General features: G+C 74.2%; 1 protein-coding gene. It reads right to left on the bottom strand.

Annotated elements, in window-relative coordinates; translation table 11 throughout:
- Window positions 1-5: 5 nt before the first annotated feature.
- A complete protein-coding gene (locus ACWC5C_RS10500) occupies window positions 6-18,692 on the bottom strand; it encodes a non-ribosomal peptide synthase/polyketide synthase (RefSeq protein WP_450875148.1) in 18,687 nt (6,228 codons plus the stop codon).
- Window positions 18,693-18,725: the final 33 nt, after the last annotated feature.

Here is an 18,725-nt window from a genome sequence, read left to right as displayed (position 1 = left end):
GTTCCTCACCGTTCGTCGTGGTCGCTGCCGCCGGAAACGGCGTCTTCGAGTTCGCGCAGGATGTGTTCCTCGACCAGATCGGCGAGGGCGGAGACCGTGTGGGCGGTCATGATGTCCCGTGGCGTCAGGTCGAGGCCGAAGGCCTCACCCGCGCGGGAGGCGATCAGCAGGCTGCGGACGGAGTCACCGCCCAGGGCGAAGAAGTCGTCCTCGGCGCCGACCGGTTCCACCCCCAGCACCTCGGACCAGATCTCCGCGATGACCTCCTCGGTGGGGGTCCTCGGCTCGATGTGGCCCGCGGCCGGGGCCGCGGTGGCCGGTCCTGGCGCGGGCAGCGCCGCGCGGTCCGTCTTGCCGTTCTCGGTGAGCGGGAGGCGGTCCAGGACGGCGAACGCGGACGGCACCATGTAGCCGGGCAGCGTACGTCCCAGCTCGGCGCGCAGCTCGGCGTCGGCCGGGGCGGTCGCACCCGGCGCGGGCACCAGGTGCGCCACCAGCCTGCGGACGCCGGGCTCGTCCTCCCGGACCGTCACCACGGCCTCGGCGACCGAGGGGTGGCCGGTCAGGGCGGTCTCCACCTCACCGGCCTCGATGCGGTAGCCGTGCAGCTTGATCTGGTGGTCGGTGCGGCCCAGGTGGTGGATGCGGCCCTCGGCGTCGTAGCGGGCGAGGTCGCCGGTGCGGTACATCCTGCTGCCCACGGGCCCGAAGGGGTCCGCGACGAAGCGGGACGCGGTCAGGCCGGGGCGGTTCAGATAGCCGCGGGCCAGCGACGGGCCGCTGATCCACAGCTCGCCGGGCACCCCCGGGGGCACCGGGCGCAGCCGCGCGTCGAGCAGCCGGACCCGGGTGTTGGGGACGGGCCGCCCGATGGGCGGTGGGGCGCCGTCCGCGATGAGCGGATCGGACCAGGTGGCGACGACGGTGGCCTCGGTGGGCCCGTACGAGTTGATCATGCGGTGGTGCGGGGCCCACCGGGTCGTCAGCTCCGGACCGCAGGCGTCTCCGCCCACGATCAGCGTGCGCAGCTCGGGCAGCTCCTTCTCGGTTCCGTCGGGCAGCGTGGCCAGCGCGGCGGGCGGGATGAGGGTGTGGGTGACGCGCTGCTCGCGCAGGACGCGCGCCAGGTGCTCGCCCAGCAGCGGCCCGGGCTCCGGCACCACCAGCGCGGCACCGTGCGGCAGCGCCATGCACAGCTCCAGGACGGAGGCGTCGAAGCTGGGCGAGGCGAACTGCAGGACGCGGTCGCCCTCCCGCACCTCGTAGTGCTCGGCCTCGGCGGCGGCGAAGTTCCCGATCCCCCGGTGGGTGACGACCACGCCCTTGGGGGTGCCGGTGGACCCGGACGTGTAGATCACATAGGCCGGGTCGTCGGGGTCGACGGGGCGCGACCGGTCCCGGTCGGTGGGCCGGTGCGCGGGCTCACCAGAAGCCTCCGCCGTCTCGGCCTCGCCGAGGCTGTCGAGGGTGAGGTGCGGCGCGGCGTCCTCCAGCATCAGCGCGACGCGCTCGGCGGGATAGCCGGGGTCGACGGGCAGATGGGCACCGCCCGCCTTGGCCACCGCGAGCTGGGCGACGACGATCTCCACCGACCGGGGCAGCACCAGGGCCACGATCCGGCCGGGGCCCACGCCCTGGGCGATGAGCCGGTGGGCGAGGCGGTTGGCCCGGGTGTCCAGCTCCGCGTAGGTCAGCTGGACGCCGGGCGCGAGGACGGCGGGGGCGTCGGGGTGACGGTCCGCGGCGGCCTCGAAGAGCCGCGCAAGCGTCGTCTGTTCGGCGGGCCGGTCGGTGTCGTTCCAGTCCTCCAGGAGCCGCTTGCGCATCGCGGCGGGCAGGATGTCGATCCGGTCCAGCGGCAGGTCGTCGGGCGCCTCGGCGAGGGCGCCGAGGACCTGCGTCAGCTGGGCGGCCAGCCCCTCGGCGGTGGACTCCTCGAAGTGCCGGGGGTCGTAGCCGAGTTCGACGGACATCTCGGTGCCGGGCGAGACGACCACGGTCAGCGCGTAGTTGGTGCTCTCCAGGGCCTGGAGTTCACGCACCCGCAGCCCGTGTTCTGCGGCGGCGGAGCTGTTGATCGGGTAGTTCTCGAACACCACCAGGCTCTCGAAGAGGTCCGCACCGCCTGGTACGTCGCTCCAGCCCTGGAGCCGGGCGAGCGGGACATGGCCGAAGCCGCGCGCGTCCGCCTGGTCGGCCTGGAGGCCGCGCAGCCAGTCGACGGCGGTGGCATCGCTGGCACCGTCGTTCACGGTCACCCGCACCGGCAGGGTGTTGATGAAGATGCCGGTGATGCTGTCGGCGCCGGGCAGTTCGGTCGGCCGTCCCGAGACGGTCGCCCCGAAGCAGACGTCCGCGTCTCCGCTCAAGCGAGACACGAGCAAGCCCCAAGCGCCCTGGACGATCGTATTGAGAGTGAGCCGGTGCCGCCGGGCGAAGTCCTCCACGGCTGCGGTCTCCTGCTCACCGAGCCGCTGCGACAGCCACTTCGAGGACCGGGTGGCGGCGTCCGCCGTCGGCTTGCGGTCGTAGGGGAGGGGAGTGGGTGCGGTGAACCCGGCAAGCGTCCGGCGCCAGTGCGCTTCGGCCTGCGCGCGGTCCTGGCGGCCGAGCCATGCCACGTAGTCCGCGAACGGCCTGCGGGCCTGGAGCCGTGGCTGTTCCCCCGAGGCCAGGGCGCCATGCGCCGCGAAGACGTCCGTCAGCACCTGGAAGACGCTCCAGCCGTCGAGCAGCACATGGTGGAAGGTCCACAGCACCTGCACCTCGGTCGGCGAGAGCCGGGCCAGGGTGAGCCGCAGCAGCGGCGCCGCGTCGAGGTCGAGCCCCCGGGCGCGGTCCTGGTCGAGCAGCCGCTCCAGCGCGGCCCGGCGCTCGTCCTCCGTGAACCCGCTCCAGTCCAGCTCCTCGACCGGTACGGCCGCGCTGCGGCGCACGATCTGCAGCGGCTCGGGCACCTCCTGGACCACCACCTCGCTGCGCAGCACCGGCGTGCGGTCGACGACGTGCTGCCAGGCGGCGGCGAGGACCCGGGAGTCCCTGACCCCGTCCAGGATGAAGCTCGCCTGCTCCACATAGAGCCCCTGGCCGCGCTGGGCCAGCCCGTGGAAGACCAGGCCGTTCTGGGTGGGCGTCAGCGGATAGATGTCGGCCACATCGCGGCCGTCGCCCGCCAGCCGGTCGACGGTCGCCTGATCCAGGGCGGCCAGCGGGAAGTCCGAGGGCGTGCGTCCGCCCGCCTCCGGCTCCGTGCACAGCCGCATGATCGCGCGCAGCTCACGCAGGGTCTCCTCGGCGAGCCGGAGCACCGTGTCGCGATGGTGCCGGTCCCGCGAGTAGGACCAGGTCAGTTCGAGCGTCTTGTGCTCGACCCGGCCGACCACATCGAGGAGATGCGGCCGGGGCGCCTCCGGGCTCAGGTCGCCCTCCAGCCCGCTGCGCAGGGCGTGCAGCAGACCGTCACCGGGCAGCTCCCAGTCGAGCTGACCGAGGTAGTTGAAGCTGATCTGCGGCCGCGCCGTGTCCGCGAGCGGCGCGTCCGGGGCGAGATGGCGCAGCGCCCCGTAGCTCAGCCCGTTCCCGGGGACGGCCCGCAGCCGCTCCTTGACGGTCTTCAGCGCCTCCTCAAGGCCGGTTGCGGCGCCGCCGTCCAGGGCGACGGGGAACATGCTGGTGAACCAGCCGACCGTACGGGAGAGATCGACACCGTCGAAGATCTCCTCGCGGCCGTGCCCCTCCAGGGCGACCAGCACCCGGTCCTGGCCGGTCCAGCGGCCGAGCACCCGGCCCAGCGCGCACAGCAGGACGTCGTTGATCCGGGTCAGATAGGCGCCCGGCACGTCCTGGAGCAGGACCCGGGTCTCCTCGGCGCCGAGCCGGACCGTCACCGTCTCCTCACTGGCGGCGGTGTTCGGCCCCTCGCCGTCCGTGGGGAGAGCCGGGCTGCCGTGCGCGGCGGTCCAGTGGTCCCGCTCCGCGTCGAAGCCCCCGGCGACGGTGTGTTCGCTCAACTGCCGCGACCACGCGCGGAACGAGGTGGTCTTCCGGCCGAGGCGCCCCGGCTGCCCGTCCACGAGCAGCCGGTACGCGGTGTCCAGATCCTCCAGCAGGATCCGCCAGGAGACCGCGTCCACCACCAGATGGTGGGCGATCAGGGAGAGCACCGGGCGCTCCCCGTCGCCGAGGACGAACAGCACGGCCTTGAACAACGGCCCCTGAGCCAGGTCGAATCCGGCCCGAACCCGTCGCGTCGCCTCCCGCATCGCCTCCTCCCGCAGCGCGGGGTCGGTGGCGGACAGGTCGTGGACATCGAGCACCGGCTCGGTGCCGCCCGGCGGGACGCTGTGCTGGTGCCAGTGGCCGTGCTCGGCGGGCTGGGTCTCGTAGCGCAGCCGCAGCGCGTCGTGGTGGTCGACCAGGGTGTCCAGGGCGGCGCGCAGCGCGGGCTCGTCCACCGGCCCGGTCAGCTCGGCGGACACCGACTGGGTGAAGTGGCCGGGGCTGTCCGGGAGGGTGTCGAACATCCAGTGCTGCACGGGGGTGAGCGGCACCTCGCCGACCACCGGCCCCTGCTCGGCCGCGACGGCCGTGGCGGGGACGTCCCGCGCGGCGGCGGCCAGGTCCGCGACGGTCTGGTGGACGAAGAGATGGCGCGGGGTCAGCTCGATGCCCGCGCGGCGTGCCGAGGAGACGATCTGGATGCTGAGGATGGAGTCGCCGCCGAGCGTGAAGTAGTTGTCGTCGACGCCGACCCGCTCCACGCCCAGCACCTCCGCCCAGATCTCGGCGAGGGCCTTCTCGGTCTCCGTACGGGGCGCGACATGACCACTGGTGGGGGCGGCCCAGTCCGGGGCGGGCAGCGCCCGCCGGTCGAGCTTGCCGCTGGGGTTCAGCGGCAGCCGCTCCAGGGTGACGACGGCCGCGGGCACCATGTGGTCCGGCACGCTGGTGGCGAGGAACGCGCGCATCGCGGCGGCGTCGGCCGGCCCGGTCCCGTGGGCCGGGACGACGTACCCCACCAGCCGCTTGTGGCCCGAGGTCTCGATGACGGCCGCGGCCGCCTCGGCGACCTCCGGGTGGCGCGCCAGCGCCGCCTCCACCTCGCCCAGCTCGATGCGGAAACCCCGCACCTTGACCTGGTCGTCGGTCCTGCCGAGGTACTCCAGCTGCCCGTCCGCGTCCCACCGCACCAGGTCGCCGGTGCGGTACATCCGGCTGCCCGCGGGTCCGAACGGGTCGGCCGTGAAGCGGTCCGCGGTCAGCCCGGGGCGGCCGAAGTACCCCCGGGCCAGGCCCGCTCCGGCCAAGTACAGCTCTCCGGGCACCCCGACCGGCACCGGCCGCAGCCGCGCGTCCAGCGCGTACGCCCGGGTGGCGGCGATGGGGGAGCCGATCGGCGGGGTGCGCCCGGGGTCGGCGGGGTCGCAGTGCCAGGCGGTGGCGTAGACGGTGGCCTCGGTGGGGCCGTAGATATTGGCCACCCGGCAGCCCGGGATGGCCGTACGGACCTCCTGGACCGTACGGGCCGCGAGCCCCTCGCCCGCCAGCACCACGGCGTCGGCCGTGACGGAGACGCCGCCCTTGCCGAGCACCTGCCCGAGGGCCGAGGGCACGGCGCTGATCAGGGACGCCGTCCACGGCTCGGCACGCTCGGCCAGGGTGAGCAGATCGCGGACGATCTCCAGCGAACCGCCCACCAGCAGCGGGCAGATGATCTCGAAGACCGACACATCGAAGTTGAGCGAGGTCGACGCCACGACGTGGGACAGCCCGTCCGCGCCGAACTCCTTCCCCGCCCACTCGGCCAGCGCCGCCACACCCTGGTGGGTGGCCACGACGCCCTTGGGCGTGCCGGTCGACCCGGAGGTGTGGATGACGTACGCCGGATGGCCGGGCACCAGCGGGGTGGTGCGCTCGGCGTCGACGATGTCCCGTACGCCCAGTGCGGACAGCGCCCGCTCCGACTCCGCGTCGTCCAGCAGGATCCGGTGACCCGGTCCGTCCGGGATCCGGGGAGCGGTCTCGCCGGTGGTCAGGACGATGTCCGGGGCGATGTCGGCGATCAGATACGCGATGCGCTCCGCCGGGTACGCGGGGTCGACCGGGAGATATCCGGCGCCGCTCTTGAGCACCGCCAGCACCGCCACCACCAGCTCCGGTGTGCGCGGCAGGGAGAGCGCCACGAAGCGCTCGGGACCGGCTCCCGCGCCGATCAGCAGCCGGGCGAGCCGGTTGGCGCGCTCGTTCAGCTCCCGGTACGTCAGCTCCGTGTCCGCTCCCCGCACGGCCACCGCGTCCGGCATACGGGCCGCCCGCGCCTCGAACAGCTCCGGCAGGACCGCGCGCGGCGCCGGGGAGACGCGACCGCTGAACTCGTCCAGGATGCGGCGGGTCTCGCTCTCGCCGATCAGCGGCAGCTCCTCCAGCCGCCGTTCCGGATCGGCCGCCATCTGGGCCAGCAGCCCGTGCAGGCAGCCGCCCAGCCGCTCGACCGTGGCGGCGTCGAAGGCGGCCGGGTCGTAGTCCAGCGAGATCGTCAGCCGCTCCTCGGGCGCCACCACGACGCTGAGCGCGTAGTTCGTCGGCTCCAGGTCCCGCTCCTGATGGATGCGGAGGCCGTGGGCCGCGATGGCCTCGCTGTCGAAGGGGTAGTTCTCGAAGACCACGATGCTGTCGAAGAGACCGACGCCGCCGGGCACCTCGCTCCAGCTCTGCAGCTGCGCCAGGGACACGAACTCGAAGCGCCGGGACTCCGACTGCGCCGTCTGCAGCTCCCGCAGCCAGCTCATCAGCGGGCTCCGGCCGTCCACCCGGACCCGGGTGGGGATGGTGTTGATGAACACGCCGACCATCGACTCCACACCCGGCAGCGCGGCCGGGCGGCCCGAGACGGTCGTCCCGAACGCGACGTCGTCCGCCCCGCTGTAGCGGGACAGCAGCAGCCCCCAGGCGCCCTGCACCACCGTGTTCATGGTCAGTCCGCCCCGCTGGGCGACCTGACGCAGCCGCGCCGACTCCTCGGCGCCGAGGGCGACCCGGTACGTGCCCGAGGACGCCGTACGGTGCGCCTCGGCCGCCGGCCGGTCGCGGGGCAGTTCGGTCGGGGCGGTGAAGCCCTCCAGCGCGCCGCGCCAGAACCGCTCGGCCTCCGCCGTGTCCTGCTCACCGAGCCAGCCCAGATACTCCCGGAAGGGCCGCCGGGTCGGCACGACGGCGCCGCGCCCGGTGGTGAGCGCCGCGTACCGCTCGCAGACCTCGTCGAAGACCTGCGCCGCGCTCCAGCCGTCGAGCAGCACATGGTGGAACGTCCAGACCAGCCGCACCTCGTCGGCCGACAGCCGGATCATGGCCAGCCGCATCAGGGGCGCGCTGCCGAGGTCGATGCCCTCGGCCCGGTCGTCGGTGAGCAGCCTGCTCAGCTCGGCCTCGCGCCACGCGTCGGACCGTCCGGTCCAGTCGTGGTGGGCGATCCGCAGAGTGGCCCGGCGCCGGACGACCTGAAGCGGCTCCGGGGTGTCCGCCCAGACCAGATGGGTGCGCAGGATCGGGTTGGCGTCCGCGGTCCGCTGCCACGCCGTGGCCAGCGCCCGCGGGTCCGTCACCCCGGTCAGCCGCAGCTGCACCTGGTTGAAGTAGGCGTCGGACGCCGGGTCCACGAGGCTGTGGAACAGCATCCCGGCCTGCATCGGGGTCAGCGGGTAGAGGTCCTCCACCGACCGCCCGTCGGCGGCCACCCGGTCCACCGCGGCCTGGTCCAGCCGGGCCAGCGCGAAGTCCGACGGGGTACGGCCGCCCGCGGCGGGGTCGGCGCAGTGCGCGACGATGCCCTCCAGGGCGCGCAGCATCTCCTCGGCCAGCCGGGACACCGTCTCCTCGGAGTGCGTTCCGGAGCCGTAGTACCAGGTGATCTCCAGGCACCGCCGCTCGACCCGGCCCACGATGTCCAGCAGATGCGCCCGGGGCGAGTCCGGCGCGGCGTCGCCGCCCAGACCGCCTCGTACGGTACGGACCAGGGCGTCGTCGGCGGTCCCGCCGGTGTCCGACCAGTCGAACTGGCCGAGGTAGTTGAAGCTGATCCGCGGCTCCGCCGCGTCCGCGAGCGGCGAGCCCGGAGCCAGATGGCGCAGCGCGCCGTAGCCGATGCCCTGGGCGGGCACCGCGCGCAACTGCTCCTTGACGGACTTCAGCGTCTCGCCCCAGCCGCCGCCAGCAACGACGCCGGGAATGTCGAGGGCGACCGGGAACATGGTGGTGAACCAGCCGACGGTACGGGACAGGTCCACCCCGTCCAGCAGGTGTTCCTCGCGGCCGTGCCCCTCCAGGTCGACGGCGACCCGCCGCCGCCCGGTCCACTCGGCCAGCACCCGGCCCAGCGCGGAGAGCAGTACGTCGTCCACGCGGGTGCGGTAGACCTCGGGCACCTGCTGGAGCAGCGCGGTGGTCCGCTCCCGGTCCAGGGTCACGGTGACCGACCGCATGGCCGCGACGGTGTTGCCGCCCTCGCCTTCGGTGTCGATGGGAATCCCGGCGGCGCAGTCGGCGGCCACCGCCTGCCAGTGCGGGAGTTCGGCGTCGAAGCCACCGGCCGTGGTGTGCTCGGTGAGCCGCCGCGACCAGTCCCGTACGGAGGTGGTGCGCGCGCCGAGGTCGGCGGGGCCGCCGCCGAGCAGCTGGCGGTAGGCGGTCTCCAGGTCCTCCAGCAGCACGCGCCAGGAGACGCCGTCGACCACCAGGTGGTGCACGGTCAGGAAGAGCGACGGCGGCGCCCCGGCGCCCGGGCGCAGCAGCCGGGCGGCCAGCAGCGGCCCCCGGTCCAGGACGAAACCGGCGTTGGCCTCGGCCATGGCCGCCTCCTCGGCGGCCCGCCGCTCGTCCTCCCCGAGCCCCGACAGGTCCACCTCGCGCAGCGGGTCGGGGCCGGTCTCGTCCGGCGGCGGGCAGTACTGCCGTACGGTGCCGTCCGCGCGGCGCTCGTACCGCATCCGCAGCGCGTCGTGGTGGACCAGCAGCGCCCGCAGGGCTTGGCGGAGCGCCGAGGAGTCCGGGTCCCGGTCGAGTTCGACCACGACGGACTGGTTGAAGTGCTCGGGCCGGGGGCTGTCCGTCCCGAGGAACCAGTGCTGGATCGGGGTGAGCGGCAGGTCGCCGCTCACCGGGCCCGTGTCGGCGGCGGGCCGGGCGGTGGCGGCGACGGTGGCGACGGTGGCGAGTGCGGCGATGGTGGGGTGCTTGAAGAGTTCCCTGGGCGTCACCGACAGGCCCGCCTGCCGGGCGCGGGAGGCGACCTGGATGCTGAGGATCGAGTCCCCGCCGAGCATGAAGAAGTTGTCCTCGACGCCGATCCGCTCCCGGCCCAGCAGCGGAGCCATGATCTCCGCGAGGATCCGTTCGGCGTCGGTGCGCGGCGCCACGTACTCGGCGCCCGCCGTGGCCGCCGACCAGTCGGGTGCCGGGAGGCGGCGGCGGTCCACCTTGCCGTTGCCGGTGAGCGGCAGTTCGGCCAGGGCGATGAAGACCGAGGGCACCATGTAGTCGGGCAGCCCCTGGCCCAGCCGGGACCGCAGCTCCTCCGGCTCCGGCACGGTGGCGCCGCGCGCCGGGACCAGATAGGCGGCCAGCAGCTTCCGCTCACCGTCCCGCGCGAGGGCGACGACCGCCTCGGCGATGTCCGGGTGGCGGGTGAGCGCGGCCTCGATCTCGCCCGGTTCGATGCGGAAGCCCCGTACCTTCATCTGGTCGTCGGAGCGGCCCACGAAGGCGAGTTCGCCGTCGGCGGTCCAGGACACCAGGTCCCCGGTGCGGTACATCCGCGAGCCGGGCGGCCCGAACGGATCGGCGACATAGCGCTCGGCCGTCGGGCCGGGCCGGTTCCGGTAGCCACGGGCGAGCCCGGCGCCCGCGATGTACAACTCGCCCGGAATCCCCGGGGGTTGGGGCTGGAGCGCGCCGTCCAGGACGTACGCGCGGGTGTTGTCCAGCGGCCGTCCGATGGGCAGCGTCCCGGGCAGCTCCTCACCGGCGCGGAAGGGGCGCCGGGTGGCGAACGTCGTGGTCTCGGTGGGCCCGTAGCCGTCGACGACCGTCAGCTCCGGGCAGGCGTCGAGCACCCGGCGCACCGCCGCGGGCGGTACCGCCTCGCCGCCGGTCCACACCTCCCGGGCGCCGCGCAGGCACTCCGGCGCCTCCTGCGCCAGGAGCCGGAAGAGCCCGGCGGTCAGCCACAGGCAGCTCACCCCGTGGCCGGTGATCGCCTGGCGTACGGCGTCCGCGTCCACGTCGCCCACCGGGGCGAGGACGGCCGTACCGCCGCGCAGCAGCGGCACCCACACCTCGTAGGTGGAGGCGTCGAACGCCTGCGGGGAGTGCACCAGCACCCGGTCATGGCCCGCGAAGGCGCGGTCATGGACGAGGGCGGTCACATCGCGGTGCCGGACCGCGACGCCCTTGGGCCGCCCGGTGGAGCCCGAAGTGAACATCAGATACGCCGTGTTGTCGGGGAAGATCTCCACCGAGGGCGGTCCCGACGGCTCCTCGCCGCTTTCGGTGCCGGGCCCGACCAGCAGCGTCCGCCCGTCGTGCCCGAGGTCGGCCGCGGTCCGCTCCCAGGCCCGGTCGGTCAGCAGGACGTCCGCCGCCGCCTCGGCCAGCACCAGCCGGAGCCGGGCCCCGGGCGCGCGGGTGTCCAGCGGTACGTACACCCCGCCCGCCTTGACGATGGCCAGCTGGGCGACCACCAGTTCCACGGACCGGTCCATCAGCACGGCCACCGGCCGCTCCGGCCCGGTCCCGAGCGCGGCGAGCCGGTGAGCCAGTTGGTTGGCCCGCGCGTCCAGCTCCCGGTAGCTCACCGGGCCGCCGTCGCCGTCCAGCGCGGGCGCGTCCGGCGTACGGCGCACCTGCTCGGCGAAGAGGGCGGCCACCGAGCCCTCGGGCAGCGCGGTCGTGGTGTCGTTCCACTCCCGGAGCACCTGGGTGCGGCGGGCGTCGCTGAGCACGGGGAGGCGCGCGGGCGCCCGGTCCGGGCCGGTGGCCATGTTCGTCAGCAGCACCGACAGATACTCGGCCATGCGCTGAATCGTGGCGGCGTCGAACAGCGACGGGTCGTAGCCGAGCCGCAGCGCCATCTCCTCGCCGGGGTAGACCACCAGGCTCAGCGGGTAGTTCGTCGTCTCGACGCCTTCGAGGTCCCGCAGCGCCAGCCCGTGCGCGGCGGCGAGATCCCCGCCGACCGGGTAGTTCTCGAACACCACGATGCTGTCGAAGAGGTTCACCCGCTCGGCGAGCCCCGTCATGGACCGCAGCCGGGTGAGCGGTACGAAGTCGAACCGCCGGTCCTCGGTCTGCCGCTCCTGCACCTCCCGCAGCCACGACAGCAGGGTGCCGTCGGCGGGCACCTCCAGCCGGGTCGGCACGGTCGTGATGAAGAGCCCGGTCATCGCCTCGACACCGGCCAGCTCCGGCGGGCGGCCGGAGACCGTGGTCCCGAAGACGACGTCCTCGCGGCCCGTGTACCGGGCGAGCAGCAGCGTCCAGGCGCCCTGGAGCAGGGTGTTCATGGTGAGCCCCGCGCCCCTGGCCAGCTCCGCCAGCCGTCCGGACGCGTCGGCGGGCAGCGTGACCCGCACCTCGCCGGTGGACTCCGCGTGATGGGTCCCGGTGGGCTCCCGGTCGAAGGGCAGCGGAGTGGGCTCCGCCAGACCCCCGAGCCGCGAGCGCCAGTGCTCCTCGGCCTCCGCCCAGTCGCGGTCCCGCAGCCAGGCGACATAGTCACGGAACGGACGGCGGCTGGGCAGCGCGGCCCCCGCCCCGGAGGCGTGGCAGGCGAAGACGTCCGACAGAACCTGGAACAGGCTCCAGCCGTCCAGGATCAGATGGTGGAACGTCCACACCACCTGGACCTCGGTGTCGGAAAGCCGGGCGAGCGCCAGCCGCATCAGCGGCGCGGCGGCCAGGTCGAGCCCCCGCTCCCGGTCCTCGGCGAGGAACCGCCGCGACTCCTCCCGGCGCTCGGACGCGGACAGCCCGCGCCAGTCGAGCTGGGTCACCGGCACCCGCACCCCGCGCTCCACCACCTGCACCGGCTCGGGCACCCCGTCCCACTCCGCGCGGCTGCGCAGCACCGGCGTACGGTCGGCGACCCGCTGCCAGGCGGCGGCCAGCCGCCGCGGGTCGGGCACCCCGTCGAGGACGAAGGTCAGCTGCTGGAAGTAGGCGCGCCGGTCGTCCTCGGACAGCCCGTGGAAGAGCATGCCCGCCTGGGTGGGGGTCAGCGGGTAGATGTCCTCCACCCCGCTGCCGTCGCCCACCAGCCGGTCCACCGTGGACTGGTCGAGGGCGGCGAGCGGGAAGTCGGACGGGGTGCGGCCGCCCGCGCCGGGCGCGGCGGCGTGCCGGGCGATGGCGCGCAGGGCCCGCAGGAACTCCCCGGCGAGCCCCGCGACGGTCTCCTCCGTGTGCAGGTTCGCGGAGTAGAACCAGGTGAACGCGAGCGTCTGGTCCTCGACCCGGCCGACGACCTCCAGCGGATGCGGCCGCAGCGCCTCCGGGTCGGAGTCCAGGGCCAGTTCGCGGTGGAGGCCGCGGAAGAGCCCGTCGCCGTCGCCCGGCAGCTCGAACTGGCCGAGGTAGTTGAAGCTGACCCCGGCGGCGGGACCGGCCGAAATCCCCTCGGTACGGGCGAGATGGGCGAGCGCCCCGTACCCGAGGCCGCGCTGCGGTACGGACCGCAGCTGCTCCTTGACGGACTGGAGGACATCGCCCCAGTCACCCTCGGGAAGGTCCAGCGCCACGGGGAAGCGGGTGGTGAACCAGCCGACCGTACGGGACAGATCCACCTCCTCGAAGATCTCCTCGCGGCCGTGGCCCTCCAGGTCCACCGGCACACCGGTGCGCCCGGTCCACTGGCCCAGCACCCGGGCCAGCGCGCTCAGCAGCACATCGTTGACCTGGGTCCGGTAGACGTCGGGCAGCGTCTGGAGCAGGGCCGCGGTCTCGTCCCGGTCGAGCGTGACGGTGACCGACCGGGCCGAGGCGTAGGTGTTCTCTCCGTTCAGGTCCAGCGGCAGCGACGGATCACAGCGCTCGGCCAGGTCCGTCCAGTACACGGCCTGGGCCTCGAACCCCCCGGCCCGCGCGTGGTCGTTGAGCCGCCGGGCCCATCGGCGCAGCGGGGAGGAGACGGCGGGCAGTGCGGCCGCCGCGCCCCGGGCCAGGGCGTGGTAGGCGCTGTCCAGGTCCTCCAGCAGGATGCGCCAGGAGACCCCGTCCACCACGGCGTGGTGCACGGTGAGGTGGAGCACCGGCCGCCCCCCGGCGGCGGTGTCCTCCGCACCGGCGTTCTCCGCACCGGCGTTGTTCTCCAGCACCGCGCGCAGCAGGGGCCCGGCCGTCAGGTCGAAGGCGCCGAGGTGGGGTTCGCCGCTCCCGGTGTGGCGGAGCAGCAGGTCCGTCGTCCCGCCGTCGTCGATCCGCTGGTAGCGGACGTCGCCCTCGTGGGGGAAGCGGGAGCGCAGCGCGTCATGGTGGCGTACGACCGCTTCCACGGCGCCGCGCAGCGCGTCCTCGTCCACGTCCTCGGGCAGGACGAGAGAGATCGTCTGGTTGAAGTGTCCGGCCCGCTCGGAGTCGGTCTCGAACAGCCAGTGCTGGATCGGCGTCAGCGGCAGATCCCCGGTGGCCGCTTCCGTGACGGCGCCGCGCTGCGGCTGGGCGGCCGCGCTGTCCAGGTGCAGGGCGAGGGCGGCGATGGTCTGGTGGCGGTAGACATCGCGCGAGGTGACGGAGAGCCCGGCCTGCCGCGCCTGGGAGACCACCTGGATGCTGAGGATGGAGTCGCCGCCGAGGGAGAAGAAGTTGTCCTCCACCCCGATGCGTTCCACATGGAGGATCCGCGCCCAGACCGCGGCGAGGGTCCGCTCGGTCGCGGTGCGCGGTGCCACATAGCCCGGTGCCGCCGCCTGACCCCAGTCCGGGTCGGGGAGACGGCTGCGGTCGAGCTTGCCGTTGGGGTTGAGCGGCATCCGCTCCATGGCCAGGACGGAGGCGGGCACCATGTAGTCGGGCAGGCTGCCCTGGAGGAACGTGCGCAGCGCGGCCGGGTCCGGGGTGGCGCCCGGCGCGGGCACGACGTAGGCGACCAGCCGCTTGTGGCCGCCGGTCTCCTTCGCGACGGCGGCGGCCTCGGCGACATCGGGGTGGCGCAGCAACGCCGTCTCGACCTCGCCCAGTTCGATGCGGAAGCCGCGGATCTTCACCTGGTCGTCCGCCCGGCCCATGTATTCGAGCTGGCCGTCGCTGCCCCAGCGCACCAGGTCGCCGGTGCGGTACATCCGGCTGCCCGGCGTGCCGAACGGGTCCGCGAGAAAGCGGTCGGAGGTCAGCCCGGACCGGTTGAGGTAGCCCCGGGCGAGGCCGTGGCCGCCGAGGTACAGCTCGCCGGTCACCCCGGGCGGCACCAGCCGCAGCGTCGGGTCCAGGACATAGGCGCGGGTGTCGGCGACGGGCCTGCCGATGGGCGGCGCCTGCCGGGGGTCGTCGCCCGGGGAGAACCAGGCGGTGGCGTACACGGTCGCCTCGGTCGGTCCGTACATGTTGACGATGCGGCAGGAGGGCAGCGCGGCGCGGATGTCCCGTACGGTCTGGGCGGGCAGCGCCTCGCCCGCCAGGACGACGGTCCCGGCGGCGATGTGTCCGGCCTCGGCCTCCCCGCCGAGGAGCCGGGCGAACACCGAGGGCACGCCGCTGATCAGCCCGGTCGCGCTCGGCCGGTTCGCGGGGTCGGCGAGGGCCAGCAGATCCTGGACGATCTCGATGCTGCCGCCCGCCAGCAGCGGGCACAGGATCTCGAACACGGACACGTCGAAGTTGAGCGAGGTGGAGGCCACCACCCCGGTCAGCCGCTCCCGGCCCAGCTCGGCCCCGGCCCAGGCGGCCAGGCCCGCCACGCTCTGGTGGGTGACCACGACGCCCTTGGGCGTGCCGGTGGACCCGGAGGTGTAGATGACGTACGCGGGGTGGGCGCGGTCCAGCGGCCCGGTGCGCTCGGCGTCGGTGATGTCGCCGTCCGCCCGCCGCTCCAGCTCGGCGCGGACGGCGGGGTCGTCCAGCACCAGCGGCTCGACCCCGCCGGGCAGGCCGCCCGCGATGTCACCGGTGGTGAGGATGGTCGAGGGCGCGGCGTCGTCCAGCATGAACGCGATGCGCTCGGCCGGGTAGCCGGGGTCCACCGGCAGATACCCGGCGCCCGACTTGAGCACCGCCAGCAGGACGACGACGAGGTCGGCCGAGCGCGGCAGGGCCAGCGCCACCAGCCGCTCGGGGCCGGCGCCCCGGTCGATCAGCAGCCGGGCGAGCCGGTTGGCGCGCCGGTTCACCTCGTCGTAGGAGAGCCGGGTGCCGCCGCAGGTCACGGCGGTGGCCTCGGGCTGTCGCGCGGCCTGCGCGGCGAAGAGTTCGGGCAGGGTGGCGTCGGTCGCGGGCTGGCCGGTGCCGTTCCAGGAGTCGAGCAGCTTGTGCCACTCGGCGTCGCTCAGCATCTGCAGCTCGATCAGGGTGCTGCCGGGGTCGGCCACCATCCGGGTCAGCAGCCGGAGCAGATGCCCGGCCATCTGTTCCATCGTCCGGGCGTCGAACAGATCGGAGTTGTACTCGACGGTGAGGCCGAGCGAGCCGTCGTCCCGGGGCAGGAACTCCAGCACCAGATCGAACCGCGCGGCGGGCCGTGGCAGGGAGTGCTCGGCGATCCCCAGACCCCCGGCCTCCCGGGCGGGCACCATGGCGTTCTGCTGCACGACCAGCGCCTGCACCAGCGGGTTGCGGCTGGCGTCGCGCTTGACGCCCAGCTCCTCGACGACCCGCTCGAACGGCAGCCGGTCGTGGCTGAACGCGTCGAGCACCGTCTCGCGCATCGCGTCCACGAACTGCTCGACGGTGCTGTCCCCGTCGACGTCGGCGCGCAGCACCAGCGTGTTGACGAAGAACCCGGCGACCGACTCCAGCTCCTTGCGGTGGCGTCCGCTGGTCACGGTGCCGAACGCCACGTCCCGCTGGCCCGAGTAGCGGGAGAACAGGACCGCGACGGACGACGCGAGCAGGGTGAACAGCGTGGTGTTCCGCTCCCGGCCGAGCCGTCCCAGGGCGGCCACCAGATCGGCGGGCAGCTCGCGCCGGTGCACCGCCCCGGCGGTGGTGCGCACCGGGGGGCGGGGGCGGTCGGTGGGCAGCTCCAGGGTCTGCATCCCGGCGAGCCGGGTCCGCCAGTACGTGAGATCCGCGTCCTGCCCGGGCGGGGCGGGGCAGTTCTCCTCCCAGACGGCGAAGTCCGGGTACTGCAGGGCGGGTTCGGCGAGGTCCGGGCCGGTTCCGGTGGCCTCCGCCTCGTACAGCGTGGTCAGTTCGCGCACCAGGAGGCCGACCGACCAGCCGTCGGTGACGATGTGGTGCTGGGCCAGCAGCAGGACGTGGTCGTCGTCGGCGAGCCGGATGAGCAGCGCCCGGGTCAGCGGGCCCTCGGCGAGGTCGTAGGGGCGGTTCAGCTCGTCGGTCAGCAGCCGGTCGACGGCGGCCTCCCGCTCCGGGGCGGGCCGCCCGCCGAGGTCGGCGTGGTCGAGCGGGACGGTCCCGTGGTCGGCGATGCGCTGCACCCCGTGCCCGTCCACGGTGACGAACGTGGTGCGCAGCGCGTCGTGGCGGGCGGCCAGAGTGCCGAGCGCGCGGCGCAGCGCGTCCTGGTCGAGCGGACCGCTCAGCCGCAGGCCGGCCCCGGTGTTGTACTCGGTGCCGCCGGACGTCAGATCGTCCAGGAACCACAGCCGCCGCTGGGCGGCCGACAGCGGGAGCGGCCGGTCGCGCGGGGCGGGCGGGATCGGCGCCTCCGGCGCCTTCGCGGGCTCCTCCGGCAGCCGGGCGGCCAGCCGGGCCACGGTCCGGGCGTCCAGCAGCTCACGCAGCGTCAGTTCGACGCCCAGCTCGGCCCGGAGCCGGGACAGCAGCCGGACGCCGAGGATGGAGTCGCCGCCCAGCCCCAGGAAGTCGTCCTCGACGCCCACGGTGTCCACCGGAAGCACCTCGGTCCAGACGCGGACGAGGGCGGCCTCGGCGGGGGTGCGCGGCGCGATGTGGCGGGAGTGCCCCTTGGCGGTGGGGGACGGGGCGGGCAGCGCCTGCCGGTCGATCTTGCGGTGCGGGGTGAGGGGGAACGCGTCCAGGACGACATACGCGGACGGCACCATATGGGCGGGCAGCAGCCGGGCCGCCGCGGCCCGCAGCGCCGGCCCTTGCGGCCGCTTGTCGCCGCTGGTGGGCACCACATAGGCCACCAGCCGCTTCAGCCCCGGCTCGTCCTCCCGGACGGTGACCACCGCGGCCTGTACGTCCGGGTGGCGGGCGAGCGCGGCCTCGATCTCGCCCAGTTCGATACGGAAGCCACGGACCTTGACCTGGTGGTCGGTCCGGCCCAGGAACTCCACCTCACCATCGGCGTTCCAGCGGGCCAGGTCGCCGGTGCGGTACATCCGGGCGCCGGGCGGCCCGAAGGGGACCGCGACGAAGCGGTCGGCGGTCAGCCCCGGGCGGTCGAGGTAGCCCCGGGCCACTCCCGCGCCGCTGATGTACAGCTCCCCGACTGAGCCCACCGGGACCGGCCGCATCGCCTCGTCCAGTACGAACACCCGGGTGTTGGGCAGCGGGCGGCCGATCGGCGGGTTGCCGGAGCCCGCCTCCAGGGCGTCCGTCCAGGTGGCCACGACGGTGGCCTCGGTCGGCCCGTACGAGTTCACCATCCGCCGGCCCGGCGCCCACAGGTCCACCAGAGGCGCGGGGCACGCCTCCGCGCCCACGATCAGGGTGCGGAACTCCGGCAGCCCGTCGTGCAGTTCCTCGGCGGGCACCGTCGCCAGCGCCGCCGGGGGGATCAGGGCATGGGTCACCCGGTGTTCGCGCAGCACGGCGGCCAGTTCGGCGCCGAGCAGCGGACCCTCCGGGGGCACCACCAGGGCCGCCCCGGCGAGCAGGGAGGAGCACAGCTCCAGTACGGAGGCGTCGAAGCTCGGCGAGGAGAACTGCAGCACCCGGTCACCCGGCCGGACCTGGTAGTGCTCCGTGGTCGCCGCCGAGAAGTTGCCCAGCCCGGCGTGCGGCACCACCACACCCTTGGGCACCCCGGTGGAGCCCGAGGTGTAGATGACGTACGCCGGATGCTCCGGCAGCAGCGGGCCGAGCAGTTCCGCCTCGCCGGGCGTGTGCTCGGGGCCCGTCACATCCCGGATGTGCGCCGGATCGTCGAGCACCACCACCGGCCGGGCGTCGGCCAGCATCATGGCCCGGCGCTCCTCCGGGTGCGCGGGATCCACCGGCAGGAACGCGGCCCCGGCCTTGGCGATGGCCAGCTCGGCCACCACCAGCTCGGCCGAGCGCGGCAGGACCAGGGCCACCACCCGCTCGGGCCCCACACCGCGCCCGATGAGGTGGTGGGCCAGCCGGTTCGCCCAGGCGTCGACCTCACCGAACGACCACGTCCGGTCCCCGGCCACCAGCGCCGCGGCCCCGGGGGTACGGGACGCCCAGGACGCGAACAGCTCACCCAGCGGTGCGCGGGAAGCGGCCCGGGACGTGGCGTTCCATGCCGAGGGAGGCAGGCCCGGGGCGTCCTGGGGCGCGGACGCCGGACCCGATGCGTTGTCGTAGTCGTCCATCATGTCGGTGCGGCCCTTCAGAGCGGTTGAAAGGTG

This window comes from Streptomyces sp. NPDC001700 (genome assembly GCF_053596435.1).
This window is presented reverse-complemented; position numbering and strand designations above follow the sequence as displayed.